The 25,555-nt window shown below is 73.3% G+C and carries 27 protein-coding genes and 1 tRNA gene; 11 read left to right on the forward strand and 17 right to left on the reverse strand.

The window, feature by feature from the left end:
• Positions 1 to 37: 37 nt before the first annotated feature.
• A tRNA-Thr gene (locus ABWI04_RS03380) sits at positions 38 to 110 on the reverse strand.
• Positions 111 to 290: 180 nt separating this feature from the next.
• Here ABWI04_RS03380 and ABWI04_RS03385 point away from each other — a divergent pair.
• Positions 291 to 638, forward strand: a complete 348-nt coding sequence (locus ABWI04_RS03385) for a YciI family protein (protein ID WP_345173032.1) — start codon at positions 291 to 293, stop codon at positions 636 to 638.
• Positions 635 to 1,807, forward strand: coding sequence for an RNA polymerase sigma factor (locus ABWI04_RS03390; protein ID WP_353831383.1), 1,173 nt, complete (start codon positions 635 to 637; stop codon positions 1,805 to 1,807). The genes ABWI04_RS03385 and ABWI04_RS03390 overlap by 4 nt, the downstream gene beginning before the upstream one ends.
• Here ABWI04_RS03390 and ABWI04_RS03395 read toward each other — a convergent pair.
• The 7 genes from ABWI04_RS03395 to ABWI04_RS03425 all read right to left on the reverse strand — a co-directional run bounded on the left by ABWI04_RS03395 (position 1,776) and on the right by ABWI04_RS03425 (position 8,508).
• A complete protein-coding gene (locus ABWI04_RS03395) occupies positions 1,776 to 2,681 on the reverse strand; it encodes an EamA family transporter (protein ID WP_353831384.1) in 906 nt (301 codons plus the stop codon). The genes ABWI04_RS03390 and ABWI04_RS03395 overlap by 32 nt on opposite strands.
• Before the next feature lie 40 nt (positions 2,682 to 2,721).
• Positions 2,722 to 3,630: a 23S rRNA (guanosine(2251)-2'-O)-methyltransferase RlmB gene (rlmB, locus tag ABWI04_RS03400; protein WP_345173027.1), complete on the reverse strand. Its 909-nt coding sequence runs from the start codon at positions 3,628 to 3,630 to the stop codon at positions 2,722 to 2,724.
• Between the two features lie 125 nt (positions 3,631 to 3,755).
• Positions 3,756 to 5,150, reverse strand: a complete 1,395-nt coding sequence (gene cysS / locus ABWI04_RS03405; protein WP_353831385.1) for a cysteine--tRNA ligase — start codon at positions 5,148 to 5,150, stop codon at positions 3,756 to 3,758.
• A 76-nt stretch (positions 5,151 to 5,226) separates the two neighbouring features.
• Positions 5,227 to 6,069 (reverse strand): alpha/beta fold hydrolase, encoded by an 843-nt coding sequence (locus ABWI04_RS03410; protein ID WP_353831386.1) that lies wholly within the window; start codon positions 6,067 to 6,069, stop codon positions 5,227 to 5,229.
• A complete protein-coding gene (locus tag ABWI04_RS03415) occupies positions 6,056 to 7,309 on the reverse strand; it encodes an RNA polymerase sigma factor (protein WP_345173021.1) in 1,254 nt (417 codons plus the stop codon). Before ABWI04_RS03415 ends, ABWI04_RS03410 begins: the two co-directional genes overlap by 14 nt.
• Positions 7,306 to 7,662, reverse strand: coding sequence for a YciI family protein (locus tag ABWI04_RS03420; RefSeq protein ID WP_345173124.1), 357 nt, complete (start codon positions 7,660 to 7,662; stop codon positions 7,306 to 7,308). The genes ABWI04_RS03415 and ABWI04_RS03420 overlap by 4 nt, the downstream gene beginning before the upstream one ends.
• Positions 7,663 to 7,767: 105 nt before the next feature.
• Positions 7,768 to 8,508: a DUF6585 family protein gene (locus ABWI04_RS03425; protein WP_353831387.1), complete on the reverse strand. Its 741-nt coding sequence runs from the start codon at positions 8,506 to 8,508 to the stop codon at positions 7,768 to 7,770.
• Between the two features lie 206 nt (positions 8,509 to 8,714).
• Between ABWI04_RS03425 and ABWI04_RS03430 the strand changes: the two genes are divergently transcribed.
• A complete protein-coding gene (locus tag ABWI04_RS03430; RefSeq protein ID WP_353831388.1) occupies positions 8,715 to 9,785 on the forward strand; it encodes a DUF2637 domain-containing protein in 1,071 nt (356 codons plus the stop codon).
• 122 nt (positions 9,786 to 9,907) lie between these two features.
• Positions 9,908 to 11,125: a fumarylacetoacetase gene (gene fahA / locus ABWI04_RS03435; protein ID WP_353831389.1), complete on the forward strand. Its 1,218-nt coding sequence runs from the start codon at positions 9,908 to 9,910 to the stop codon at positions 11,123 to 11,125.
• Between the two features lie 9 nt (positions 11,126 to 11,134).
• On the opposite strand, the gene ispF is transcribed toward fahA, so the two are convergent.
• Positions 11,135 to 11,605 (reverse strand): 2-C-methyl-D-erythritol 2,4-cyclodiphosphate synthase, encoded by a 471-nt coding sequence (ispF, locus tag ABWI04_RS03440; protein WP_353831390.1) that lies wholly within the window; start codon positions 11,603 to 11,605, stop codon positions 11,135 to 11,137.
• Between the two features lie 34 nt (positions 11,606 to 11,639).
• On the reverse strand, positions 11,640 to 12,122 hold the full coding sequence (locus tag ABWI04_RS03445; protein ID WP_021599843.1) for a CarD family transcriptional regulator: 483 nt from the start codon (positions 12,120 to 12,122) through the stop codon (positions 11,640 to 11,642).
• A 365-nt stretch (positions 12,123 to 12,487) separates the two neighbouring features.
• Between ABWI04_RS03445 and ABWI04_RS03450 the strand changes: the two genes are divergently transcribed.
• The 3 genes from ABWI04_RS03450 to ABWI04_RS03460 all read left to right on the forward strand — a co-directional run bounded on the left by ABWI04_RS03450 (position 12,488) and on the right by ABWI04_RS03460 (position 15,213).
• Positions 12,488 to 13,261, forward strand: a complete 774-nt coding sequence (locus ABWI04_RS03450) for a hypothetical protein (protein WP_345173011.1) — start codon at positions 12,488 to 12,490, stop codon at positions 13,259 to 13,261.
• A gap of 142 nt (positions 13,262 to 13,403) precedes the next feature.
• Entirely contained in the window at positions 13,404 to 14,390 is a 987-nt protein-coding gene (locus ABWI04_RS03455; RefSeq protein ID WP_353831391.1) for a hypothetical protein, read from the forward strand.
• A gap of 205 nt (positions 14,391 to 14,595) precedes the next feature.
• Positions 14,596 to 15,213 (forward strand): hypothetical protein, encoded by a 618-nt coding sequence (locus ABWI04_RS03460; RefSeq protein WP_353831392.1) that lies wholly within the window; start codon positions 14,596 to 14,598, stop codon positions 15,211 to 15,213.
• Positions 15,214 to 15,352: 139 nt separating this feature from the next.
• On the opposite strand, the gene ABWI04_RS03465 is transcribed toward ABWI04_RS03460, so the two are convergent.
• Together ABWI04_RS03465 and ABWI04_RS03470 are read right to left on the reverse strand one after the other, a co-directional pair.
• Positions 15,353 to 16,024: a winged helix-turn-helix domain-containing protein gene (locus ABWI04_RS03465; protein WP_476692268.1), complete on the reverse strand. Its 672-nt coding sequence runs from the start codon at positions 16,022 to 16,024 to the stop codon at positions 15,353 to 15,355.
• Between the two features lie 5 nt (positions 16,025 to 16,029).
• Positions 16,030 to 17,238, reverse strand: coding sequence for a sensor histidine kinase (locus ABWI04_RS03470; RefSeq protein WP_353831393.1), 1,209 nt, complete (start codon positions 17,236 to 17,238; stop codon positions 16,030 to 16,032).
• Between the two features lie 176 nt (positions 17,239 to 17,414).
• Here ABWI04_RS03470 and phoU point away from each other — a divergent pair, with 176 nt between their 5' ends.
• Together phoU and ABWI04_RS03480 are read left to right on the forward strand one after the other, a co-directional pair.
• Complete coding sequence (gene phoU, locus ABWI04_RS03475; RefSeq protein ID WP_345173003.1) at positions 17,415 to 18,077, forward strand: phosphate signaling complex protein PhoU; 663 nt, start codon at positions 17,415 to 17,417, stop codon at positions 18,075 to 18,077.
• Positions 18,078 to 18,168: 91 nt separating this feature from the next.
• Positions 18,169 to 19,263 carry a WD40/YVTN/BNR-like repeat-containing protein gene (locus ABWI04_RS03480; protein WP_353831394.1) on the forward strand — a complete coding sequence of 365 codons (1,095 nt, stop codon included), beginning with the start codon at positions 18,169 to 18,171 and terminating at the stop codon, positions 19,261 to 19,263.
• A gap of 12 nt (positions 19,264 to 19,275) precedes the next feature.
• Here ABWI04_RS03480 and ABWI04_RS03485 read toward each other — a convergent pair whose 3' ends face one another.
• Complete coding sequence (locus tag ABWI04_RS03485; protein ID WP_345172999.1) at positions 19,276 to 19,689, reverse strand: MarR family winged helix-turn-helix transcriptional regulator; 414 nt, start codon at positions 19,687 to 19,689, stop codon at positions 19,276 to 19,278.
• Positions 19,690 to 19,768: 79 nt separating this feature from the next.
• Here ABWI04_RS03485 and ABWI04_RS03490 point away from each other — a divergent pair, with 79 nt between their 5' ends.
• Entirely contained in the window at positions 19,769 to 20,938 is a 1,170-nt protein-coding gene (locus ABWI04_RS03490; protein ID WP_353831395.1) for an MFS transporter, read from the forward strand.
• A gap of 56 nt (positions 20,939 to 20,994) precedes the next feature.
• Here the strand turns inward: ABWI04_RS03490 and ABWI04_RS03495 are convergent, their stop codons facing one another.
• The 3 genes from ABWI04_RS03495 to mshA are packed head-to-tail and all read right to left on the reverse strand — an operon-like array spanning position 20,995 to position 23,702.
• Positions 20,995 to 21,822, reverse strand: a complete 828-nt coding sequence (locus ABWI04_RS03495) for a phosphoglyceromutase (protein WP_345172995.1) — start codon at positions 21,820 to 21,822, stop codon at positions 20,995 to 20,997.
• 29 nt (positions 21,823 to 21,851) lie between these two features.
• Positions 21,852 to 22,343: a type III secretion system chaperone family protein gene (locus tag ABWI04_RS03500; RefSeq protein WP_345172993.1), complete on the reverse strand. Its 492-nt coding sequence runs from the start codon at positions 22,341 to 22,343 to the stop codon at positions 21,852 to 21,854.
• 48 nt (positions 22,344 to 22,391) lie between these two features.
• Complete coding sequence (gene mshA, locus ABWI04_RS03505; RefSeq protein ID WP_345172991.1) at positions 22,392 to 23,702, reverse strand: D-inositol-3-phosphate glycosyltransferase; 1,311 nt, start codon at positions 23,700 to 23,702, stop codon at positions 22,392 to 22,394.
• 175 nt (positions 23,703 to 23,877) lie between these two features.
• Here mshA and ABWI04_RS03510 point away from each other — a divergent pair, with 175 nt between their 5' ends.
• Complete coding sequence (locus tag ABWI04_RS03510) at positions 23,878 to 24,636, forward strand: SDR family NAD(P)-dependent oxidoreductase (RefSeq protein ID WP_353831396.1); 759 nt, start codon at positions 23,878 to 23,880, stop codon at positions 24,634 to 24,636.
• A gap of 6 nt (positions 24,637 to 24,642) precedes the next feature.
• Here ABWI04_RS03510 and ABWI04_RS03515 read toward each other — a convergent pair whose 3' ends face one another.
• Positions 24,643 to 25,461 carry a class I SAM-dependent methyltransferase gene (locus ABWI04_RS03515; RefSeq protein ID WP_345172987.1) on the reverse strand — a complete coding sequence of 273 codons (819 nt, stop codon included), beginning with the start codon at positions 25,459 to 25,461 and terminating at the stop codon, positions 24,643 to 24,645.
• Positions 25,462 to 25,555 lie beyond the last annotated feature (94 nt).

The raw sequence follows: 25,555 nt of genomic DNA on the forward strand, positions 1-25,555 counted from the left end.
CCCCCTTCCAAGGGCCGGAAGGGGGCTTTGAGCTGGGAGCCGGCGAGGGGACTTGAACCCCTAACCTTCTGTTTACAAGACAGATGCTCTGCCAATTGAGCTACGCCGGCGGGCTCGTCCCGCATCGTAGTCGACTTGGGGGCTCGGGGGGATCCGGGGAGGTTTTCTGGGGTGGGTGTCGATCTGCGGGGGGACTCGTTCGTGTAGGGGGCGGGGCGCCGGGTGCGCACGGGCGGGCGTCGCGGGGAAGGAGTGGGGGCAGGGGTGCTGGTGGTCGTGGAGGAGGAGAGATGAAGTCCTACGTGCTCAACATCATCCAGCCGGTGGGGGAGGTGCCGCCGCCGGAGGTGCTGGAGCCGATCATGGCGCGGCTCGCCGAGGTTCGGCGGGATCTGGAGCGGCAGGAGTGCTGGGTGTTCGGGCGGGGGCTGGACCAGCCGGAGGCGAGCACCGTGGTGTGCATGCGGGGGGACGAGGTGATCGCGACGGACGGGCCGTGGACGGAGGGCAAGGAGCACGTCGGGGGCCTCGCCATCGTCAGGGTGAAGGACCTGGACGCGGCGCTGAAGGTGGCGGCCAGGTTCACGCAGGTGACCGGGTTGCCGATCGAGGTGCGGCCGTTCCTCGGCGAGGGGTGATCGAGCGGGTCTTCCGGGAGGAGCACGGGCGCGCGGTGGCCGTGCTGGTCCGGGTGTTCGGCGATGTGGACGTCGCCGAGGAGGCCGTCCAGGAGGCGTTCGCCGAGGCGGTGCGCCGGTGGCCGGTGGAGGGGGTCCCGGCGAGCCCGGCGGGGTGGATCATCACGACGGCGCGGAACAAGGCGATCGACCGGCTGCGGCGGGAGGCCGCGCGGGCCGGGAAGTACGCGCAGGCCGTGCTGCTCAACGCGGCGGAGCCCGTCGAGGCGCCGGTGGTGGAGGACGATCGGCTGCGGCTCATCTTCACGTGCTGCCATCCGGCGCTGAGGATGGAGGCGCGGGTCGCCCTGACGCTCCGGTTGCTGGGCGGGCTGTCGACGGCGGAGATCGCGCGGGCCTTCATGGTGCCGGAGAAGACGATGGCGCAGCGGCTGGTGCGGGCGAAGGCGAAGATCCGGGAGGCCGAGATCCCGTACCGGGTGCCGGAGGAGGGGGAGCTGCCCGGACGGCTCTCCGGCGTGCTGGCGGTCGTCTACCTGGTGTTCAACCAGGGGTACGGCGGTCGGGAGGAGTTGGCGGCCGAGGCGGTTCGGCTGGGGCGGGTGCTGCGGGAGCTGATGCCGGACGAGCCCGAGGTGCTGGGGTTGCTGGCGTTGATGCTGCTCGTCGAGTCCCGCAGGGGCGCCCGGCGGAGGGACGGGGAGCTGGTGCTGCTGTCCGAGCAGGACCGCGGGCTCTGGGACCGCGGGCTCGTCGAGGAGGGGCAGGAGCTGGTGCGGCGGTGCCTCCGGATCGGGCGGCCCGGGCCGTACCAGATCCAGGCGGCGATCAACGCGGTGCACGGGGACGCGGCGAGGGCGGAGGACACTCGGTGGGATCAGGTTCTCCAGCTGTACGACCAGTTGATGGTCGTGGCGCCGAGTCCCGTGGTGGCGCTCAACCGGGCCGTGGCGGTCGGTGAGGTGGAGGGGGCCGGGGCCGCGTTGGAGCTGGTCGAGCGGCTGGAGTTGGGCCGGTACTACCTGTTCCATGCGGTGCGTGCTGATCTGCTGCGGCGGCTCGGGCGGGACGGGGAGGCGGCCGAGGCGTATGGCGAGGCCATGCGGCGTACGGAGGACGAGGCCGAGCGGGCGTTCCTCAGGAGGCGGCGGGCCGCGGTCGCCGGTTGAAGGTCTGGCCGGCGACGAGGGCGCCGAGGGCGACGGTGAAGCCGACGACCTGCCACGGGGTGAGGGTCTGGCCGAGGATCAGCAGGCCCGCCAGGGTGGCGACCATCGGGTTGGTGAGGCCGAGGAGCGAGACGGACGTCGGGGGCAGGCGGTCGATGCCGCGGAACCACAGCGCGTAGGCGATCGCGGTGCCGACGATGCCGAGGTAGGTGAAGCCCAGGAGGTTCTCGCCGGTCAGCGAGGACGGGGCGCCTTCGAGCGCCAGGGTGAGCGGCAGGAGGACGAGGCCGCCGACGGTGAGCTGCCAGCCGGTCATGACCAGGGGCGACTCGGGGCGTCCCCACTTCTTGGCCAGGACGATCGCGGTGGCCATGAGGGACGTCGCGGTGAGCATGGCGGCGATGCCGAGGGGGTCGAGCCAGGCGTCGGCGCCGAGGGTCAGCAGCGCGACGCCGCCGGTGCCGGCGAGGGCCGAGTACAGGACGGCGCGGGCCGGGGCGATCCGCAGGACGCCGAGCGACAGCAGCGCCACGACCAGGGGCTGGACGGAGCCGATCGTCGCGGCGACGCCGCCGGGGAGGCGGTAGGCCGCGAAGAAGATCAGCGGGAAGAAGGCGCCGAAGTTCAGCAGGCCGAGGACGATCGACTTCCACCACCACTCGCCGCGCGGCAGGCGGCGGGTGGCGGCGAGCAGCACCAGTCCGGCGGGCAGGGCGCGCATCGTCGCGGCGAGCAGGGGGCGGCCGTCGGGCAGCAGCGTGGTGGTGACCACGTAGGTGGTGCCCCAGCTCGCCGGGGCGAGGGCGGAGAGGACGAGGTCGGAGGCGTAGCGGGTGCGCAGGGCCGGGGCCGGGAGGGCTGTCGTCTGATTCACTTCAACGTCAATTATCTGAACGTTGAGATTATTTCCGATCTCAGGCGCGAAGGCGGCTGATCTCGTACAGCGCGATGCCCGCGGCGACTCCGGCGTTGAGCGACTCGGCCCTGCCCGGCATCGGGATCGTGACGAGCATGTCGCAGGTGTCGGCGACGAGCCGTCCGAGGCCCTTGCCCTCCGAGCCCACGACCAGCACGAACGGCCCGGACGCGAGTTCCAGGTCGGCGACGGTCACGCCGCCGGCGGCGTCCAGCCCGGCGACGAAGCAGCCGGCCTTCTGGTAGGCCTTGAGCTGGCGGGAGAGGTTCGTGGCCTGCGCGACCGGGATGTTCGCGAGGGTCCCCGCGGACGACTTCCAGGCGCCGGCGGTGACGCCCGCCGCGCGCCGCTCGGGGACGACCACGCCGGTCGCGCCGAACGCGGACGCGGAGCGGACGATCGCGCCGAGGTTGCGGGGGTCGGTGATGCCGTCCACCGCGACGATCAGCGGGGCGGTGCCCTTGAGCAGGTCGTCCGGGTGGGCGTAGCGGTAGGGCTTGACCTGCAGCGCGATGCCCTGGTGGACGGCGCCGTCGGTCAGCCGGTCGAGCTCGTTCTTGCCCGTCTCCAGCAGCGGGATGCGGCGGTCGGCGGCGATCTGGGTCGCCTCGCGCACCCGCTCGTCGGTGCCGGACGTGACGTACAGGGCCGTGCCGGGGACGCCCGCGCGCAGCGCCTCGACGACCGGGTTGCGGCCCGTGACCAGCTCGGGGACCTCGCCGGTCGCGCGCCGCGCGCCCGCGGGACGTCCCGCCGGGCGGTTCTCCGAGGAGGCCTGGCCGCGGCCGCCCGGCCCCAGCGTCGGCGTGCCGGTGCGCTTGGAGTTCTTGACGGCGCGGGCCTTCTGGCGCTTGCCGTGCCAGTGCCGGTCCTCGGCCTTGGGGGTGGGTCCCTTGCGCTTGGCCATTGTCGGTTACGCCCCTCGCGACGATTGCGTGCTCGCCCCTGCCGGGCGGCTCAAGATCTCAGCGGACGGCGACGAACCCCCGCGAACGTTCGATTTTATCCGCAGCGCGGGGTGCGCGATGCACGTCAGCCGCGCTTCAGTTCCCAGCGGGGGCCCTGCGGGGTGTCCTCGACGAGGACGCCGGCCGCCGACAGGCTGTCGCGGATGGCGTCGGCCGCCGCGTAGTCCTTGCGGGCGCGGGCCGCCTGCCGCTGCTCCAGCGCCACCTTGACCAGGGCGTCGACGACGGGGTGCAGGTCGTCCTCCCCCGAGGCCGCCCACTGCGGCGAGAGGGGGTCGATGCCGAGGACGCCGGCCATCGCCCGGACGGACGCCAGGTGGCCGTGCACCGCGTCGAGGTCGCCGGACGCCAGGGCGCTGTTGCCCTCCCGGACGGTCTCGTGCAGCACCGCCAGCGCCTGCGGGACGCCGAGGTCGTCGTCCATGGCGGAGGCGAACGCGGACGGGACGGAGGACGGCGTGCCGGCCCCCACCTGCTCGGACGCCCGCGTCACGAAGCCCTCGATCCGCTGGTAGGCGGAGACGGCCTCGGCCAGGGAGGCGTCGGTGTAGTCCATCAGCGAGCGGTAGTGCGCCGAGGCGAGGTAGTAGCGCACCTCGGCGGGGCGGGCCTTGCCCAGCAGGTCGGGCAGCAGCACCACGTTGCCGACCGACTTGCTCATCTTCTCGCCGTCGACGGTGAGCAGGCCGTTGTGCAGCCAGTAGCGCGCGAAGCCGTCGCCCGCGGCGCGGGACTGCGCGATCTCGTTCTCGTGGTGGGGGAAGATCAGGTCGACGCCGCCGCCGTGGATGTCGAACGTCGGGCCGAGGTACCGGGTCGCCATCGCCGAGCACTCCAGGTGCCAGCCGGGGCGCCCGTCGCCCCAGGGCGTCTCCCAGGACGGCTCCCCCGGCTTGGCGCCCTTCCAGAGGGCGAAGTCGCGCGGGTCGCGCTTGAGCTCCTCGTTGGGGGTGTCGCCGGCGGAGCGCATGTTCTCCAGCCGCTGGTTCGACAGCGCGCCGTACTCGTCGGCCCAGGACTCGACGTCGAAGTACACGTCGCCGCCCGCGGCGTACGCGTGGCCGTTCGCGATCAGCCGGCGCATCAGGACGATCATCTCCGGGACGTGCCCGGTGGCGCGCGGCTCGATCGTCGGGGGCAGGCAGCCGAGCAGGTCGTAGCCCTGGGTGAAGGTGCGCTGGTTGCCCTCGGCGACCGCGAACCACGGCACGCCCCGCTCGGCCGCCACCGCGATGATCTTGTCGTCGACGTCGGTGACGTTGCGCGCGAACGTCACCTCGTAGCCGGACGCGCGGAGCCAGCGCAGCAGGACGTCGTAGATGACGCCCGAGCGCAGGTGCCCGATGTGGGGGGCCGCCTGCGGGGTCGCACCGCACACGTACATCCCCACGCGGCCCTCTTCCAGGGGCTCGAACGTGCGGACGCTACGGGTACCGGTGTCGTAAAAGCGCAGGCTCACGGGTTCAGGTTATTGGATCGGCGTCCGGCTCCGTGGCGCATCGCACAGGCCGGAACACGCCATCGCGTCGCGGAGGTCATTCCACCGGGAACGTCTCCGCCAGCCGGGCGGCGAACGCGGCGGCGTGCGGACCGAAGCCGCCGTGGTCGCCGGGGTAGGTCTCGGCGGACGTCCCGAGCCGGCCCGCCAGCTCCAGCGCGGCCCGGTGCGGCGGCTCGCCCGCGGACTCCTCCCCGGCCGCCGGGACGATCCGGACGGACGACGCGCGCAGCGCCTCCACATCGAGCTCGTACCGCCCGAAGCCCGGCACCTCGTACCCGACGAAGAAGTCGGTGTTCCTCTCGAAGCGGGCGAACATCTCCAGCATCTCCGGGCTCGGCGGCTCCTGCTCCCCGGCCGGTCCTTCCTCGGCGGAGCCGTCCTCCTCGCCGCCGCCCATGCCCAGCGCGGCGCCGAACGTCCCCATCGCGGGGCCGGCGCCGCCGTCGCGGTAGGCGCGCTCCACGTCCGCCATGACGGTCTCCCAGTGGTCCGCGTCCGGCAGCAGGGTCAGCAGCGGCGGCTCGTGGGCGACCAGGGCGCGCACCTGCTCGGGATGCCGCGCGGCCAGCTCCAGCCCGATCTGGGCGCCCGAGCTGTTGCCGAACACGAAGGCCGGGCCGTCCGCGACCTCGGCGAGCAGGCGGGACGCGTCGTCCGCGTGCGTCTCGACGCGCTGCCGCTCCGGCGGCCCGTCGAGCGGGCTGCGCGAGTTGCCGCGCCGGTCGTACGTCACGACCGTGTACCGGCCGGCGAGCAGATCGGCGAGGCCGGCGTAGCCCGCCGCGTCGTAGATCCCGCCGCAGATCAGCAGCAGGACGGGCCCGGATCCGCGCACCTCGTAGTGGAGGGTCGCGCCGGGGACGTCAAGCGTTCCCATCGGTGTCTCCTTCGTCGAGCCGGGCGGCGCGGGATTCGAGGTAGCGCCGCTCCGGCAGGCTCGTCGTGCCGCGGGCGGCGTCCCGGTACGCCTCCCGCGCGGCCGGCGCGTCGCCGGCCTTCTCCAGCAGGTGGGCCCGGACGGCCGCCAGCCGGTGGTGGCCCTCCATCCGGGTGTCGCCGTCCAGCGTGCGCAGCAGGTCCAGGCCGGCGGACGGCCCGTCCACCATGGCCAGCGCGACGGCCTCGTTCAGCGTGACCATCGGGTTGGGCGACAGATGGGCCAGCAGCCGGTACAGCGCGAGGATCTGCGGCCAGTCGGTGTCCTGCGGCCGTGCCGCCTCGGCGTGGACGGCGGCGATCGCGGCCTGCACCTGGTACGGGCCGGGCGGCGACCAGGTGAGCGCCTCGGTGATCAGCTCGGTCCCCTCCCGGATCTCCTCGGCGTCCCAGAGCGTGCGGTCCTGCTCGGTGAGCGGGACGAGCAGCCCGCCGTCGGCGGAGCGGGCCGCGCGGCGCGCGTCGGTGAGCAGCATCAGCGCGAGCAGCCCGGCCGCCTCGCCGTCGCCGGGCAGCAGCCGGTGCAGCGCCCGGGCGAGCCTGATCGCCTCGGCGGTGAGGTCCGCGCGCCGCAGGTCGGGCCCGCTGGACGCGGTGTACCCCTCGTTGAAGACGAGGTACAGCACGTGCAGCACGGCCCGCAGCCGCTCGTCGCGCTCGTCCGGCGGCGGGGGCCCGAACCGCGCCCCCGCCGCCTTGATCTTCTGCTTGGCGCGGCTGACCCGCTGCGCCATCGTCGCCTCCGGGACGAGGAAGGCGCGGGCGATCTGCGCCGTCGTCAGGCCGCCGACGGCCCGCAGCGTCAGCGCGACCTGCGAGGACGGCGACAGCGCCGGATGGCAGCACAGGAACAGCAGGGTCAGCGTGTCGTCGCGGTCGGCCGCACGGTACTCATCGGGGCCGGGCTCGGCGGGCTCCTCCGCGGCCACGGCCGCCTCGCGGTCGCGGCGGGCCCGCTCGCTGCGCCACTGGTCGGTGAGCCGCCGGGTCGCGACGGTCAGCAGCCAGCCGCGCGCGTTCTCCGGAACGCCCTCCCCCGGCCACTGGACGGCGGCGGCGAGAAGCGCCTCCTGCACGGCGTCCTCGCACGCGTCGAAGGCGCCGTGCCGCCGCACGAGCGTGCCGAGCACCTGCGGCGCGAGGTCGCGCAGCAGGTCCTCGACGGCCGGGGGCGTCCTCACATCTCCGCCCCGGACTCGTGCATGAGCGCCCTGACCTCCATGTAGCCGCCGTACCGGACGTCGGGCCAGCGGGAGGCGATCTCCACGGCCCGCTCCTCGGTCTCGCAGTCCACGGCGATGTAGCCGGCGAAGTGCTCCTTGGCCTCCAGGAACGGGCCGTCCGTCACGGCCGGCTGCCCGTCCCTGCCGACCACGGTCTTGGTCAGGGACGGGTCGGCCAGCGCCGCCCCGCCGACCAGCTCGCCCGACTCCGACAGCTCCTTCATGATCGCGTCGACCTCGCCGAACAGCGCGGTCCGCTCCTGCTCCGTCAGGTCCTCCAGGAAGCCGGGACGGTTGTAGATCATCAGCATGTACTTCACGGTCGTCTCCTCGTGGTCGGGCGGCCCCGTCTCCGGGCCCGTCAGAGAAGGATCGGAGCGGCCGGCGCGTTCTCGACACCCCCGCCGAGAAAATCTTCAGAAATCTTCGATCAGGTCCCTGACCTGGTGGCACAGGACGCTGAACGCCAGCGCGTCCGGCATCCGGGAGGCGACCGTCGCCAGATCGGCCCGGCCCGGACCGGCGTGGACCGTCACCATCCCGCTCCCGATCACCACGTCCTGGACGGCGCTCCAGGGCAGCCGCTCGCCGTCCTTCCCGACACCGTCCAGGTCCACGGTGAACGGACCGATCCGCACGGACTCCCCCGCCTTCACCGCCGCCAGGTGGCGCGGGACGATCCGGGCGGTCACCTCCCGGGCGACGGCCACGCCGAGCGTCCGGACGTCGGGGATGTCGTCGCCGAGCCGCAGCACGCTCCCGTCGTCCGCGACGACCGTGAAGCACCACCGGACGCGCCCGCCGGGCCCGCCCGGCACCCCGGCGACCGTCACCGAGACGAGCTCGTCCCACGTGCGGGCGCCGCCGCCCGGCCCGGTGACCTCCAGGCCGCCGGTGTGGAGGACGGCGACGCGGGCCCGGACGCGGGGACGGTCGCGTCCCGCGATCCACCCGGCGGCGGCGGCGTACCCCATCGACAGGAGCAGCGCCGGGACGCCCACCCACCACACGTGGTCGTGCAGGTACACGACGGCCGCGGGGACGAGCGCGGCGGCGGCCAGGCACAGCAGCGCCAGCCACGCCCAGGTGCGGCGGGCCGCCGCCCGTCCGTCGAAGATCCGGACCGGTTCGCCGAGCCGGTCCCGCGAGGGTGCCACGGCGGCGCTACCCGGCCGCCCGGGCCCGCGTGACCCGCACGAACCTGCCGCACGCCATCGGTGCCTCCCTCGCCTGACCTCTCCAATACCGTACGTCTCCCCACTTATAGTGCGCAGCGTCACAGTGATCACTAAGAAGTTGCGGTTCGGCGGCGTCCTGGCTGGTTAATCTCGGCGGAGGACCCCTCCCTTCCGGAACGAGAGACATGCCGACTGATCCGACCCGGCCCTCCTACACCGCCGTGCAGCGGCGGCTGCTGACCACCGTCGCCGGCCTCGTCGTCGCCGCGCTGGCGGGCGGCGCCTTCGCGCTGACCTACGACGTGCTGCGCGAGCTCGCCGTCGCGGGCGGGGTGGGCCGCCGCTGGGCGCCGCTGTACCCGGCGATGGCCGACACCCTCACCGCCGTGACGATCCTGTCCCTCGTGGTCACCCGCAACGCCCGCTGGTGGACGCGGCTGCCGCGCTGGACGCTGCTGGTCCTGCTCCTCGCCGGGGGCGCCGCGGCGTCCGTCCAGCGCTCGGTCCGGGGGTTCGGCCCGCTGCCGGACGACGCGGTGCGGACGGGCGTGGCCGTGGCGCCGCACGCGATGCTCGTGATCGCCGTCTGGCTGTGGCTGACGATGGTCAAGCAGATCCGGGTGGCCAGGCCCGCCGCCGGGGAGGAGGCGCCGCCCGAGGCGCAGCGCGGCCACGTCAAGGTCCTCGGGCCCGCGGCGCCGCCGCTCGCGCTGGAGGCGCCTCCCGCGCACGAGGCCGGGCCGGAGCGCGTGCCCGAGCCGGAGCGCGAGCCGATCCTGCCGTTCAGGGACGAGCCCGAGTGGCCCGTCGCCGACAGGCCCGAGCCCCTCCCGGAGAACCCCGGGCCCCTCGCCGAGGAGCCCGCGGCGGAGGAGCACGACCCCTTCGCCTTCACCTTCGAGGAGAGCCTGTCGTCGGAGCCGGCGCCGCCGCTCGACCCGCTGCCGCAGCCGCGCCGGCCGCTGGACGCGGTGCCCGACCGGCTGCCGACGGACGTCGAGCTCGTCCGGGGCCGCGACCGCGCCGCCGAGGAGCCCCCGCCCGCCGCGACGACCCGCCCCGACATCGTGGTGCCCCCGCCCTACGACACCGGCGAGGACGAGGACGACGGCCCGCCCGCCGACCGCGCCGAGGACCCCGACGCCGGAGACCCCGGCACGGAAGCCCTCAAGACGGGCGATCGTCCGGGGGAGGACGACGCGAACCCGCCGCCGTCCAGCAACTTCCGCAGCGGGCCCGTCCCTCCCGCCGAATAGGGAGCGGGCCCCGGCATGGCAACCGCGGCCTTTGCCCTGATCTGAAAAGCCGCCTTTCCTCCCACCTCGGCTGATCTACCCGCACCGGGTGAAAGGGAGGAGGCGGGGGAAGGTATGCCTCCATGACGACCGTTTCATGGGTCGAGGGCAGCCAGGACGGCGGCTTCGGTATCGAGAACCTGCCGTACGGGATCTTCTCGCGCCCGGGAGAACTGCCGCGCGTCGGCGTGGCCATCGGCGACCGCGTCCTCGACCTGGCCGAGATGTCGGCCGCGGGCCTGGTGGAGGACCGGCGGTACTTCGCCTCCGGGTCGCTGAACGCCTTCATGGTCGCGGGACGCGCCGCCTGGCGGGCGAACCGGGAGCGGGTGACGGAGCTGCTCACCGACGAGGCGTACCGCGAGCGCGTCGAGCCGCACCTGATCCCGGTCGCGGACGTGGAGCTGCAGAAGCCGTTCGAGGTCGCCGACTACGTCGACTTCTACTCCTCGGAGCACCACGCGACGAACGCGGGACGGATCCTGCGGCCCCAGGGCGAGCCGCTGCCGCCGAACTGGAAGCACATGCCGGTCGCCTACCACGGCCGCTCCGGGACCGTGTACCCGGCGGGGACGCCGATCATCCGGCCGTCGGGGCAGCGGCGGGCGAAGGACGACCCGGCGCCGTCCTACGGCCCGTCGCGGCGCCTGGACTTCGAGGCGGAGGTCGGCTTCGTCGTGGGCGTCCCCTCCCCCGCCGGGCGCGGGGTCCCGGCCTCCGCGTTCCGCGACCACGTGTTCGGGTTCGTGCTGGTGAACGACTGGAGCGCGCGCGACCTGCAGATGTGGGAGTCGCAGCCGCTCGGCCCGTTCCTCGGCAAGTCGTTCGCGACGTCGGTCTCGTCGTGGGTGGTGCCGGTCGCGGCCTTGGAGCCCGCGCGCGTCCCGCCGCCCGTCCAGGACCCGGCGCCGCTGCCCTACCTGCGCTGCGACGAGCCCTGGGGCCTGGACCTGCACCTGGAGGTCCTGATCAACGGGCGGGTGGCGGCGCGGCCGAGGTTCGCGTCGATGTACTGGACGCCGCCGCAGCAGCTCGCGCACGCGACGGTGAACGGCGCCCCGCTCCGCACCGGCGACCTGTTCGCGTCCGGCACGGTCTCGGGACCCGAGCGCGAGGAGCGCGGCTGCCTTCTGGAGCTCAGCTGGAACGGCCAGGAGCCCCTGCTGCTGGACGACGGCACGGAGCGCACGTTCCTGGAGGACGGCGACACCGTGACCATCCGCGCCCAGGCGCCGGGAGCCGCCGGTTCCCGCATCGCCTTCGGCGAGGTGACGGGCACCGTCCACCCGGCTCCGTCGTAGCGGCGCCCGTCAGGCGGGCGGGAGCACGAGGGCGTTGGCGATGGCAGCGAGGCCCTCGCCCCGCCCCGTCAGGCCCAGGCCGTCGGTGGTGGTGGCGGAGACGGTGACCGGCGCGCCGGACAGCGCCTCGCTGAGGGTCTTCTCCGCCTCGGCGCGCCGTTTGCCGATCTTGGGGCGGTTGCCGATGACCTGGACGGCGACGTTGCCGATCGTGTGACCGGCCTCGTCGACGAGGCGGGCGACCTCGCGCAGCAGGGCGACGCCGGACGCGCCGGACCAGCGCGGGTCGGACGTGCCGAAGACGGCGCCGAGATCACCGAGACCGCAGGCCGAGAGGAGCGCGTCGCAGGCGGCGTGCGCGGCGACGTCGCCGTCGGAGTGCCCGGCGAGGCCGTGGCCCTCGCCCGGCCATTCGAGCCCCGCGACCCACAGGGGCCGGGGCTCGGACGCGAACGGGTGGACGTCGGTGCCGACGCCCACCCGAGGGAGCCTTGAGTTCAACGCGGCCGGCCTCTCAGCTGGCCAGGACCTCGTCGAGCAGAGCCTCTGCCTTGTCCTCGTTGGTCTTCTCGGCGAGCGCGAGCTCGCTCACGAGGATCTGGCGCGCCTTGGCGAGCATCCGCTTCTCACCCGCGGACAGCCCACGCTCCTTGTCGCGCCGCCAGAGGTCGCGGACGACCTCCGCGACCTTGTTGACATCGCCGGAGGCGAGCTTCTCAAGATTCGCCTTGTACCGGCGCGACCAGTTGGTGGGCTCCTCGGTGTAGGGTGCGCGAAGCACCTCGAACACCTTCTCCAGCCCGTCCTGGCCGACGACGTCCCGGACGCCCACGTCCTCGACGTTCTCGACCGGGACCCGTACCGTCAGGTCACCCTTGTCAACCTTCAGGACCAGGTAGGTCCTGTCCTCACCCTTGATGGTGCGAGTCTCGATGGCCTCGATCCGAGCAGCCCCATGGTGGGGGTAGACGACGGTGTCGCCGACCTGGAAAGTCATGTGACAAGTACCCCTTCCGCTAGAACCAGGGTAGCACGGAAACGAGCGTGCCCGAACCCGCCTTCCCGACAAATGCGCAGGTCAAGCCACATATTGAGGTATTGACAAACCCCTTTATTGGTGCATCGAAGACCAGTTCCCCTCGCTCAGCGTAGCCGAAAGAACACCGCGATCCCTCCCCCGCGCCCTTACCGGCAACCGGCCCCCGGATACAAGCATCATTCCGCCGACGGTGCGGACGGGTTCCATACTGGGATGTGAGCACCCTGCGCCGCGCGGGTACGAAGCGCCCGGAAGGGTCTTAATAGGACACGGGGTCGGGACGCGCGTCCCGCGGGAACACCGATCGGCGAGGGAGGTGCCGCGTGAGGCCGGACGGCGGCGACCCGGAACCCGACGACTACGGGCTTCCGCGCGTTGACGTCGTCGTGCCCGACGACGCCCGCGAGCTGGAGCGGGACGTCGCCGCCTACCACCGGGAGCGGCGCCGGAGGCGGCGCAGGGCCCGCGTGCGGCGGCTGTACCGCCCGCTGACCCGGTTCGGGGTCGCCGTCCCGATCATCGCGGGCGCGCTGCTGGTCGCGCTGCTGAGCGGCGTGCTGATGACCGCGTTCGGCCCCCGTCCCGCCCCGCGGCCGACGACCGCCCAGCTGGCCCCGCGCCCCACCGCGAGCCCCGGCAGGGTCGGCGGGCTCCTGCCCGACCGCCGGGTCGACCTCGTGACCGCCGGCCGCGTCTCCCGGCCGCTGCGCGACCTGCGCCCCGGCGTGATCGCCGTCGTCCCGCCCGGGTACCGGTGCGAGGGCCTGGTGGCGGAGCTGGCCGGCCGGACGCAGGAGTACACCCTCACCTTCTGGCTCGTCGCCGACCCGCGCCCCGCGGGCGCCCGGAAGCCCCTGTCCCTGAAAGACCTCAAGGCGTGCGCGGGCACGGCCCACAACGGGACGCCGCAGATCCTGGAGGACCGCGCCGGGGTCCTGGCCGGCGCCTACTCGCCCGCGCCCGGCACGCCCGGCCCGACGGGCACCGGCCTCACCGCCGTCTTCGTGCGGCCGGACGGCGTGGTCACCGAGGTCGTCCGGGCGCCCGCGGCCGGGCCCGGACTCACCGGGAAGATCAAGGGTCTGGGTTCCGGTTAGGTCTCCCGCCAGGGCGTGTCGGCCACCCCGGGGAGGGGTTTCCGGCAAGACCTCGCTACGCTTCCCCTGGCGTATCTCACGCCCGTCCCACAATTCTCTGAAACCACCTCTTCACCTGATATCTCGCGAGGAGACCGCCGCCGTGATCCGAAACAGCCGTCGAATGGTCGTGCTCGCCGTCGCGGGCGCCGTCGCCATCGCGCCGGTGGTCTCCGGCTGCGGCGCGGGCGAGAAGCCCCAGACCGCCGCCCCCACGCAGCTCACCGAGGGCGTCAACGTGTCGGTGCCGCTGAACAGGCCGCAGGCCCCGCAGATCGACCTGCGCGACATGTTCCTGCTGGGCCCGGAGGCGGGGCCGCCCATCCCCGCGGGCACGTCCCTGGCCCTCTACGGCGCGATCATCAACCAGGTGCAGGGCCGGCCGGACCGCCTGGTCTCCGTCAGCTCCCCGGCGTTCGGCGGCGAGGCGAAGATCGAGGGCGGCTCGCTCACGCTGCCCCCCGCCGCCGCGGACGGGACGGGCAGCTTCACCAAGCTGCTCGGCAAGCCTTCGGCGGCCCCCACCCCGCAGCAGCAGGGCGGCAAGAAGAAGACGCAGCAGCCCGGCGCCACTCCGACCGGCGGCACGCCCTCCGGCCCGGCCGCGCCGTCCGGCGGCGCCACCCCGGAGCCGACCGGCCAGGGCGCGACGCCGAACGTGTCCGAGACCCCGACCTCGCAGAACACCATGGGCCCGCAGGGCAGCGGTCCGTCGGTCTCGCCGAGCGCCGGCGGGGAGGTGCCGCTCGTGGTGCTGCCCCAGCTCAACAAGGAACTCCTCGCCGGGTCCACGGTCCCGCTGACGATGCGGTTCGAGCGCGCCGGGTCCGTCGAGTTCCAGGTGCCCGTCGTGGCGCGGCAGGACCAGTTCAGCACCTACCCGCTGCCCATGACCCCCGCCACGCCGCAGACCCCCGGCGGCCAGACCCCCGGCGGCCAGACCCCTGGCGGCCAGACGCCCGGCCAGACCCCCGGCGGAGGGGCGAACACGTCCCCGTCCCCGGGCGCTGAGCAGGGCGGCCCCGAGGCGTCCCCGTCCCCGGGCGCCGTCCAGACGCCGGCCACTGGAGAGACGCCGACCGCCGGCTGACCCGCCGAACCCGGCCCGAACCCATGAGGAACGGCCCGTCCCATCCGGGACGGGCCGTTCCTCATGTCCGTCAGGGCTCGTGGTTCATGCTGGGCCTTGTCGCTGCGTGTCAAGGCCGGACGATCATTCTTGACGGCTGCCGACGTGGGCGCCGTCATGCTCTCGGAGCATCAGTTCGAACGACAACCCAGAAAGGTGTACAGCCATGGCCGGAAGGCGGCAGAAGGTCGGGGTCGTCGCAACCCTCATGGAGCAGGTGATCGCCGGCATGGAACTGGAGGACTCTCCTCTCCTGCCGGTCATCCGGCAGGCCCAGCAGGAGGAGGTCACCCATCTGTGCCTGGTGATCAGGGGGGAGCGGGGCAAGCGGGTGTACCTGCTGACCGCGGGCCATCTGCTCAACCTGGAACTGCTCAAGGACTTCAGGTCCTTGGTGGACCTCCCTCGCTACTCCCCTGCCCGGTTCGATGAACACGGCTTGGCCGGCAAGCCGCTCGCGGCGCTCTCCAGGCGGGAGCGGACCAAGCTGCTGCGGGCCCATCCGGAACTTCAGGCGGAGGAGTTCGCGACTCTCTGCGCTACCGCCCCGATGTGCCACTTCAGTCTCGTCGAGCTTTCCCGGCTCGCCTTCGAGATGGAGCGGAACAGGACGGACGCGGAGTTCCTGAACATCAGCAGCCGTTGGTTCCCCGACGAGGAGCACGGCTACTGGAAGACATGGCAGCCCCGAGGTCTTACGCGGTCATCCGTGCGGAAGCGGCGATCCTGGCTGGAGCACAGCTTCTACGAGAGGCGCCTCAAGGGCGTCTTGGTCGAAATCTGAGCGAGGTCAACGGCGGTCTGGCTCGTCGGAAGACGCCCAAGTGCCCAGATGGCACTTCGGGACCCCAGCAGCGCGGCGGGGCCATCCCCGCCGCGCACGCTTCGCCCTCATCGATGAAAACGCAGGTCACGGCGTTCGGCTAGGGCTCGAACTTGTAGCCGAGGCCCCGGACGGTGACGATGTACCGCGGTGTGGAGGGGACTTCCTCGACCTTGGCGCGGAGGCGCTTGATGTGGACGTCCAGCGTCTTGGTGTCGCCCACGTAGTCGGCGCCCCACACGCGGTCGATGAGCTGCATCCGGGTGAGGACGCGGCCGGCGTTGCGCAGCAGCACCTCCAGCAGCTCGAACTCCTTGAGCGGGAGCTGGACGGGCTCGCCGCCCACGCTGACGACGTGGCGTTCCACGTCCATCCGGACCGGACCGGCCTCCAGCGTCGCGGGCGCCGGCTCCTCGACCTCGCCCTGGCGGCGCAGCACGGCCCGCATGCGGGCGATCAGCTCGCGGGTGGAGAACGGCTTGGTGACGTAGTCGTCGGCGCCGAGCTCCAGGCCGACGACCTTGTCGACCTCGCTGTCCTTGGCGGTCAGCATGATCACCGGGACGCTGGAGCGCGCGCGCAGCTCGCGGCACACCTCGGTGCCGGGCAGCCCGGGGAGCATCAGGTCGAGGAGCACGAGGTCGGCACCGTTGCGCTCGAAGATGTCCAGCGCGTCGGGGCCGGTGGCGGCGACGGCCACCTCGAAGCCCTCCTTGCGCAGGTTGTACGAGAGTGCGTCGCTGAAGGACTCCTCGTCCTCAACGACGAGCACGCGGGTCACGGTGTTGCCTCCCGGGCGGTGTTCTGTGGGGCTGGAAAAGCGGTGGCGCCGGCCGCCGGGCGGCGCGGCGTGTCGATCAGGGGGAGCCGGATCGTGAACGTCGACCCGTGCCCCTCCTTGCTCCACACCGTGACGTCGCCGCCGTGCTTGCTGGTGACGTGCTTGACGATGGCGAGGCCGAGGCCGGTGCCGCCGGTCTGGCGGGAGCGGGCGGGGTCGACCCGGTAGAACCGCTCGAAGATCCGCTCGATCTCGGCCTCCGGGATGCCGATGCCCTGGTCGGTCACGTTGATCTCGACGTGCGTCTCGTCGCACCGGCGGGTCGAGACGACGACCCGGGTGTGCTCGGGGCTGTAGGCGACGGCGTTGTCGACGAGGTTGCGCAGCGCGGTGACCAGCAGCTCCTGGTCGGCGCGGACGCGCAGCCCGTCCTCGCCGCCGGCCGCGAGCTGGATGTCCTTGGCGACCGCCTTGATCTGGCAGCGTTCGAGCGCCTCCGCCATCACCTCCTCAAGGGTGACCGGGGTGAGCTCGGGCAGCGGCTCGTCGCCCTGGACGCGCGACAGCGTCATCAGGTCCTGGACGAGGTTGTTCAGCCGCACCGACTCGTACTGCATCCGGCCGGCGAACCGGCGGACGGCCTCCGGGTCGTCGGCGGCGCTCTCGACCGTCTCGGCGAGCAGGGACAGCGCGCCCACGGGGGTCTTCAGCTCGTGGCTGACGTTCGCCACGAAGTCGCGGCGGATCGCCTCGGTGCGGCGCATGTCGGTGAGGTCCTCGGCGAGCACGAGGACGAGCCCGTGGGAGCCGAGCGGCGCGACGCGGACCGCGAACCAGCGCCCGTCGGCCCGCCGGCGGCCGCCGTTCGGGCCGACCTGTATCTCGGTCTCGCGGATCTCCCCGTCGCGGCGCACCAGCCGGGTCATCGCGATCACCTCGTCCACCACGACGTGGTCGCCGCTGACCAGTCCGTACGCCCGCGCCGCGGAACTGGCCCGCAGCACCCGGTCCTCGCCGTCCACCACGACGGCCGAGGACCGCAGGACGCTGAGGACCGAGGCGACGCCCGGCGGCAGGCTGCCCACCGGGTTCGTCGCTACCGCCGTCCGCTGGGCTCGCTCGCTCACCCGCACCGCCAATCCAGTCGCGAGCCCGATCGCGAGCCCGGCGAGCCCTGTCAGGCTCGCGACAATCTCGACCTCCACACCTCGGATCGTAAGCGGCGATCGGAGTAACGCTTCCCCCCTGCCCTGGTCAGCGCCTTCTCGTTACCCGAAAGTTCACCTTTCCCTCCGGATGCGTTCATGCCCGTGGGGCAAAGTGTGGCGTGGGCGAGTCCGCCCTGCCCCGCCCGCCCCCGTCCACATCGAAGGATTCTCAAGTGCGCGACGCCTACCACGAGGAACTCGACTCCCTCACCGACAGCCTGGTGGAGATGACCCGCCTCGTCCGGTCCGCGATGGCCCGCGCGGTGACCGCCCTCCTGGACGCCGACCTGCGGCTGTCGGAGGAGGTCATCAGCGGGGACGAGCACGTCAACAAGATCGACGCCGACATCGAGGCGACGGTGTTCGACCTCATGGCCCGCCAGCAGCCGGTCGCCGGCGACCTGCGGACCCTGATCACCGCGCTGCGGATGAGCGGCGACCTGGAGCGCATGGGCGACCTCGCCGTGCACATCGCCAAGACGGCCCGGCGGCGCCACCCCGAGTCGGCCGTCCCGCCCGAGCTGCAGGCGACCGTGCTGGAGATGGGGCAGATCGCCGAGCGGATGATCGCCAAGACCGGCAGCGTGATCGCGTCCCAGGACGTCGAGATGGGCCTGGAGCTGGACGCCGACGACGACCAGATGGACCGGCTGCACCGCCGCCTGTTCGACATCCTGCTGTCCCCGAAGTGGCGGCACGGCGTCGAGCCGGCCGTGGACATCACGCTCGCCGGGCGCTACTTCGAGCGCTTCGCCGACCACGCCGTGCACGTCGCGGAGAACGTCGTCTACCTGGTCACCGGCCAGCGTCCCGAGGAGATCGTCGACTCGGCCTGATCCGGTCGCGCCTGCGCGCCCGCGCGGCGGCGGGACACGAAGGGCGCGAGGGGTCTGGACGGCTTGATCAACGTTCGTTAGCTTGCGCGTCATGAGACCGATGCGGGCACTGGTGCGGGCGATGGCGTCGGCCGGGCTGTGCGGGGCGGTGGCGGCGGCGTCCCTCGGGGTGCCCGGCACCGCGTCGGCGCGGGCCACGCCGGGGGCGCACCGGCCCGCCTGGCGCCTCACTCCGACCGGCAGCGAGGCGCGGTTCCGCGGCCTGGCGGCGGTCGGCCGCGAGACCGCCTGGCTGGCGGGCGGCGGCGGGACCGTGCTGCGGACGACCGACGGCGGCCGCACGTGGCGCGATGTCGCCCCGGCCGGCGCGGAGGGCCTGGAGTTCCGTGACATCGAGGCGTTCGACGCGCGGCGGGCGGTCGTGCTGGCCATCGGCGAGGGCGACGCGTCCCGCGTCTACCGGACCTCGGACGGCGGCGTCACCTGGACGCTCGGCTTCAGGAACGACGATCCCCGGGCGTTCTACGACTGCCTCACGTTCCTCGACTCCCGGCACGGGCTGGCGGTCAGCGACCCCGTGGACGGCCGGTTCCGGATCATCGCGACCGGCGACGCGGGGCGCAGCTGGCGGGTCCTGCCGCCTGGGGGCATGCCCCCGGCGCTGGAGGGCGAGGCCGGGTTCGCCGCCAGCGGCCAGTGCCTGGTGAGCCACGGGCCGCGGGACGTGTGGCTGGCGACGGGCGGGGCGTCGCGCTCGCGCGTGTTCCATTCCGGGGACCGCGGCCTCACCTGGACCGTCGCCGACACGCCGCTGCCGTCCAGCCCGTCCCAGGGCGTGTTCGCGGTGGCGTTCCGCGACTCCCGGCACGGCGTCGCGGTCGGCGGCGACTACCGGCCCGGACAGCCGTCGCCGGCGGCCGCGGCGACGACCGCCGACGGGGGCCGCACGTGGCGTCCCGCGCGCCGCCCGCCGGCCGAGTACCGCTCGGGAAGCGTGTGGCCTGCGTATGCGGGTCCGGCGGTGTTGGCGGTGGGCCCCACGGGCAGCGACGGCAGCCTCGACGGAGGCCGCACGTGGACCCGGTTCGACACCGGGAGCTTCGACACCGTCGACTGCGCGCCCGACGGCGGCTGCTGGGCCGCGGGCGAGAAGGGCCGCGCCGCCCGCCTCTCCATCACCCGCTAGACGGGCTCTCGGCTAGACGGACTCCCCCAGGAGCGACCTGAGGAGGTCGCGCAGGGACTCCTGCTGGGCCGGGGCGAGCGCGGTCAGCGGCGAGTCGGCGTCGAGGCGTTCGAGGACGTCGGCGCGGCAGCGTTCGCCGTCCGGCGTGAGGACGATCTGCTTGGCGCGGCGGTCGGTCGGGTGGGGGCGGCGCTCGACGAGGCCCTGCCCTTCGAGGCGGTCGACCAGGAAGGTCGCGTTCGACGCCTCGCAGGCCATGCGGTGGGCGAGCTCGCGGGCCGTGATCGGCTCGGACAGCTCGCGGAGCGCGACGACCTGGGCCGCGGTCATGCCCACCTCGTCGGCGACCCGCCGGGCGTGGACGTCGAGCCGCTGCGCGAACCGGTGGACCAGCTTGCACACGTCCCGTTCCATCTGCTCGCCCATGCCCCGAGTGTAGCGCCTGTACTTCGAATCATGATATTGCTAATTCGAATCATCCGAGTTCGAAGTAAATGGAGCGTGCGTGCCCCCCTCCCTCTTCTCCCTGATGCTGGTCGTCTTCGGCCTGACCACCGGCGAGTTCGTCATCGCGGGCATCCTGCCGGACGTGGCGGCGGACCTCGGCGTCTCGGTGCCCGCCGCCGGGCGCCTGGTGAGCGCCTACGCGCTCGGCATGATCGTCGGCGGTCCGGTCGTCACCGTCCTGACGGCGCGGGTGCCGCGCAAACCGCTCGTCACCGGCCTCATCGCCGTGTCGGTCCTCGGCAACCTCGGCTCCGCCCTGGCGCCGAACTACCCGGTGCTGCTCGCGGCGCGGTTCGCCGCGGGACTGGTCGTGGCCACGTTCTTCGCGGTCGCCATCGCCACCGCCGCCTCCACGGCCCCCGCGGGCCGGGAGTCCTCCACCATCGCGAAGGTGGCGCTCGGGCTGAACCTCGGCATCATCCTCGGCGCCCCGCTGGGCACCGTGATCGGCCAGACCCTCGGCTGGCGGGCGACCTTCGGCGCGGTCGCCGCGCTCACCGCCGCGGGCCTGCTCATGGTGCTGCGGTTCGTGCCCGCCCTGCCCGCCGCCGCGACCGGTCCGCTCTGGGGCGAACTGCGCGTGTTCGCGGGACGGGACGTCCGCCTGGCGATCGCCCTCACCGCCCTGGGCAACGTGGGCGTGGTGACCGTCTTCACCTACATCGCGCCGCTGCTCACCGAGGTCAGCGGGTTCCCCGAGGGCGCCGTCCCGGCGCTGCTCCTGGTGTACGGCGCGGGCGCGGTCGCGGGCAACTTCCTCGGCGGCCGGCTCTCGGACCGGGCTTTGATGCCCTCACTGGCCTGGCTCCTCGGCGCGCTGGCCGGCGCCCTGGCGCTGTTCTGGGCGGTCGGCGGGGTCCGGCCCCTGGCCGCCGTGATGACGTTCGCGCTCGGGCTGCTCGCCTTCGCGATCCTCCCGGGCATGCAGACCCGCGTCCTGACCACGGCGGGCGCGGCCCCCACGCTGGCGGTGGCCGTGAACGCCTCGGGGTTCCAGGTCGCCGCCGCGTTCGCCGGCTGGCTCGGCGGGACGCTGATCGGCGACGGGCCGGGCCCGCGCTCGCTCTTCCCCGTCGCGGCCGCGCTCACCGTCGCCGGGCTCGCCGTGGCCGTGCGCATCCACCGCGGCGACCGCGCGGCCGTTCCCGCGAGCGCCGGCTCCGGGTGACCTCGCCGGCCCGCGTCCGGCATGCGAGGGGCCGCCGGGAGGCGGCCCCTCGTGGGCTACTTGCGCTTGCCGCGCCTGGACTTGCGCTCGTCCTTCGGGTCGGGGCTCTTCGCGGCGGGCTTGGGGGCGCTCCCGCCCTTGGCGGCGCCCTGGTTCTTGACGGCCTCGATGGCGGCCTTCGCGGCGGCCGGGTCGAGGTACTCGCCGCCGCGCTTGAGCGGGGAGAAGTCGTCGTCCAGCTCGTAGACGAGCGGGATGCCGGTGGGGATGTTCAGGCCGACGATCTTCTCGTCGGAGATGTCGTCCAGGTGCTTGACCAGGGCGCGCAGGGAGTTGCCGTGCGCGGCGACCATGACGGTCTTGCCGGCGGCCAGGTCGGGGATGATCGAGTCGTACCAGTACGGCAGCATGCGGTCGACGACGTCGGCGAGGCACTCCGAGCGCGGGATCAGCTCGGACGGCAGCTCGGCGTAGCGCAGGTCGTTGACCTGGGACAGGGGGTCGTCGTCCTTGATGGGCGGCGGCGGGGTGTCGTAGGAGCGGCGCCAGGTCATGAACTGCTCTTCGCCGAACTCCTCGCGCGTCTGCGCCTTGTTCTTGCCCTGGAGGGCGCCGTAGTGGCGCTCGTTGAGGCGCCAGGAGCGCCTCACCGGGATCCAGAGCAGGTCGGCCACGTCGAGGGCGATGTTGGCGGTGCGGATGGCCCGCTTCAGCAGGGAGGTGTGCAGCACGTCGGGGGTGATGTCGGCGTCGAGCAGCAGATCGCCGCCCTTGGTCGCCTCGCTCTCGCCCTTCGCGGAGAGGTCGACGTCCACCCAGCCGGTGAACAGCCCTTCCGCGTTCCAGACGCTTTCGCCATGCCGGAGCAATACCAGGGTCGCCATGGCACCAGAGCCTAGCGGCCCCGCGCGCGTCACTCGCGGTTGGCCGGGTCCGCGAAGGAGGCGAAGGCCTGGAGGTTGGCGAGGCTCTCGCCGCGCTTGACGCGCCAGTCCCACTCGCGCTGGATGGACGACTTGAACCCGCGCTCCAGCGCCTTGTCGAAGTTCTCGTCGGAGTAGGTGAGGACGCAGCCGAGGAGGCGGTCGATCTCCTCCGGGGACACCGATTCGAGCGGGACCTTCCCGACGAGGTGGACGTCGCCGACGTCGTCCAGCGCGAAGGCGACCCCGTACATGCGGCCGTTCTTCTCCAGGAGGAACCGGTAGAACTCGGCGTGGTTCTCGTCGGGACGGCGGCAGAAGAACGCCTCGACGTGCAGCGAGTGGTCGCCGGCGATGAGCCACGTCATGGTGGCGAGCTTGTGCTGGCCGGGGAGCTTGACGAAGAACGCGTTGTCGCGCGGCTCCTCGAACTCCAGCTCGTTGGACCTCAGCGTCTCGCGGATGGTCTCGACGACGGTCACGTGTGCTCCCCCCTGGAGGGCGGCTCCCCGCGCCCCCGGTCGGCTCGGCTAAACGGTGGCCCGCGCGGCCGCGGTCGGCACCGGCATGGCACCGGTATACACGTCGAGAAGGCGGTCGACGGTGGCGTCCCAGCCGAAGTCGTGGGCGTGCCGGACGGCGCCGCGGGCGAGGCGGGCGTGCAGGCCGGGCTCGGCGTGCAGGCGCCGCAGGACGGCGGCGTAGTCGGCGGGGTCGTGGCCGGAGACCAGCACGCCGGACTCGCCGTCGGCGACCGCCGTGCACAGGCCGCCGACACGGGACGCCACCACGGGAGTACCGCAGGCCTGGGACTCGACGGCGACGAGTCCGAACGACTCGCTGCGGGACGGGACGACGGTGACGTCCGCGGCGCGGTACCAGTCGGCCAGCTCGCGCTGCGGGGCCGGCGGCTCGAAGCGCATGACGTCGGAGATGCCGAGTTCGGCGGCGAGCAGTTGCAGGCCCGCGGGGCGGCACAGCCCGGAGCCGCTCGGGCCGCCGACGACGGCGACGACGAGACGCGAGCGCAGCGCGGGGTCGTCGGCCAGCATGCGGGCGACGGCGCGCAGCATCACGTCGGGCGCCTTCAGCGGCTGGATGCGGCCGACGAACAGCAGCACGTAGGCGTCGCGGGGCAGGCCGAGGCGGCGGCGGGCGGGGCCGGTCCGATGGGGCAGGAGGCCGGTGCCGCGGGCGATGAGGGGCGACTCGGGGCGGAACAGCGACAGGTCGACGCCGGGGCTGACGGTCGCGACGCGGGAGGGGTCGGCGCCGTAGAGGTCGACGAGCTCCCCGGCCTCCTTGGCGGTGTTGGCGACGAGCTGGTCGGCCGAGGCCACGACCTGCTCCTCGCCGAGGACGCGCTCGGCCGGCTCGGGCTGGTCGTCGTCGGCGAGGGCCGCGTTCTTGACCTTGGCCATCGTGTGCATGGAGTGGACGAGCGGGACGCCCCACCGCTCCTTGGCCGCCCAGCCCGCCTGGCCGGAGAGCCAGTAGTGCGTGTGGAGGAGGTCGTAGTGGCCGGGCTCGTGGGCGGCCTCGGCGCGCAGCACTCCGGAGGTGAACCCGCACAGGTGCCGGGGAAGCTCGGCCTTGTCGAGCTCCTCGAACGGCCCGGCGACCACGTTGCGGACGAGGACGCCCGGCGCGAGCTCCACGACGGGCGGAAGGGCCCGCGAGGTCGCGCGGGTGAAGATGTCCACCTCGACGCCCCTGGCGGCGAGCCGCCTGGCGACCTCGACCACGTAGACGTTCAGCCCGCCCGCGTCGCCGGTGCCCGGTTGGTCCAGAGGGGACGTATGCACACTGACTGTCGCAACCCGGCTGATACGACGCGACACCCGACACCACCTCCGACAGTGCAACCTACCGACCGGGTTTCGTGTTCCCCCGGTTCGGGGGGCAAGCGCGACCGTCCGCCACAGTGACGCACCTCACCCGGGGGCGACGCGCGGATAGGCTGCCGTCCGGGCTTACTCTGCCGATCCACGCTCACCCACCCGGAAGACTGGACGCATGCGCAAGACGGCGATAGTGACCGGAGCAAGCAGCGGCATCGGGGCCGCCACGGCGAGGCGCCTGGCGGCCGAGGGGTTCAACGTCGTGCTCGCCGCACGGCGCCGCGACCGCCTCGACGCCCTCGCCGAGGAGATCGCGGAGAGCGTGCCGGGCGCGGGGAAGGTGGCGCCGTTCACCCTGGACGTCACCTCGCAGGAGTCGGTGGACGCGCTGGCGGCGGCCGTCGGCGCCTGCCACGTCCTGGTCAACAACGCCGGCGGGGCGCTCGGCCTGGACAGCGTCGCGACCGCCGACCTCGACGACTGGCGGTCGATGTACGAGAGCAACGTCATCGGCCTCGTCCGCGTCACCAAGGCGATCCTGCCGAAGCTGGTCGAGAGCGGCGCGGGCCACGTCGTGAACATCACCTCGCTGGCCGGGCACGTCGCCTACGAGGGCGGCGGCGGGTACAACGCGGCCAAGCACGCCGCCTACGCGGTCAACGAGGTGCTGCGCCTGGAACTGGTCGCCGAGCCCGTCCGGGTCACCGAGATCGCGCCGGGCCTGGTGAAGACCGAGGAGTTCTCGCTGGTCCGCTTCCGCGGGGACGAGGAGAAGGCCGCCAAGCCGTACGAGGGCGTCCCCGAACCGCTGGTCGCCGACGACGTCGCGGACTGCGTCGCCTGGGCCGTGACCCGCCCGCCGCACGTCAACATCGACCGCATCGACGTCCAGCCGCGCGTCCAGGCCGCCCCGCACAAGCTTCACCGCGAGTAGGGGTTCTCACCGCGAGGGCGCGACGGCGCTCCAGGGGAGCGTGACCTCGCCGAGGCGCCACCGGTTCCGGCCGCCGTACGGGGGCCGCGCCAAGACGGGATGGGTCCGCGCCAGCAGCGACACCGCCTCGACCCAGCGCGCGCGGGGGCCGAACGCCGAGTGGGGCGCCGCGGTCGCCCAGCAGCGGTCGAACGCGGTCAGGAACTCGTGGACGGGCTCGCCGGGGACGTTGCGGTGGATCAGCGTCTTGGGCAGCCGTTCGGCCAGTGCGGACGGCCGTTCGAGCGAGCGCACGTGGGCCGCGAAGGTGATGGTCCGAGGGCCGTCGGCGGTGAGCGTCACCCAGACGGCGCGGCGCCCGATCTCGTCGCACGTCCCCTCGACGAGGACGCCGGAGGGGGCGAGGCGCGCCCGCAGGTCGTCCCATGCGCGCCATGCCGCGGCCTCGTCGTACTGCCGCAGGACGTTGAACGCCCGCACCAGCACCGGCGGGCGCGGCACCGGCAGTTCGAAGCCGCCGCGCCGGAAGGACAGGCCTTCGTGGGGGCCGGTCGCGGCCGCGAAGGCGACCCCGGCGGCGACCCGGGCCGGCTCGATCTCGATGCCGACGACCTCCAGGCGCGGAGACACCGGGCGGAGCCGCGAGTACAGCTCGAAGGTGGTGACCGGGGACGCGCCGTAGCCGAGGTCGACGGCCAGCGGCCGCACGCCCGAGCGCAGCGCGGAGGTCTGGGTGGCGGCGATCCAGCGGTCGATCCTGCGCAGCCGGTTGGGGGCGGTGGTGCCGCGGGTCACCTCCCCCCGCGGCCTCGGGACAGGGGGCACGGGGTAATTGTCGGCGGTCCGGACCTATGCCTCGTACATCAGTTCACTTCGTGAGATCGCACCCACTGAACCGGATTCGGTAAGTCATCGGTTA

It is taken from the genome of Actinomadura sp. NPDC000929, from assembly GCF_040492065.1.
Lineage (GTDB): Bacteria > Actinomycetota > Actinomycetes > Streptosporangiales > Streptosporangiaceae > Spirillospora > Spirillospora verrucosospora.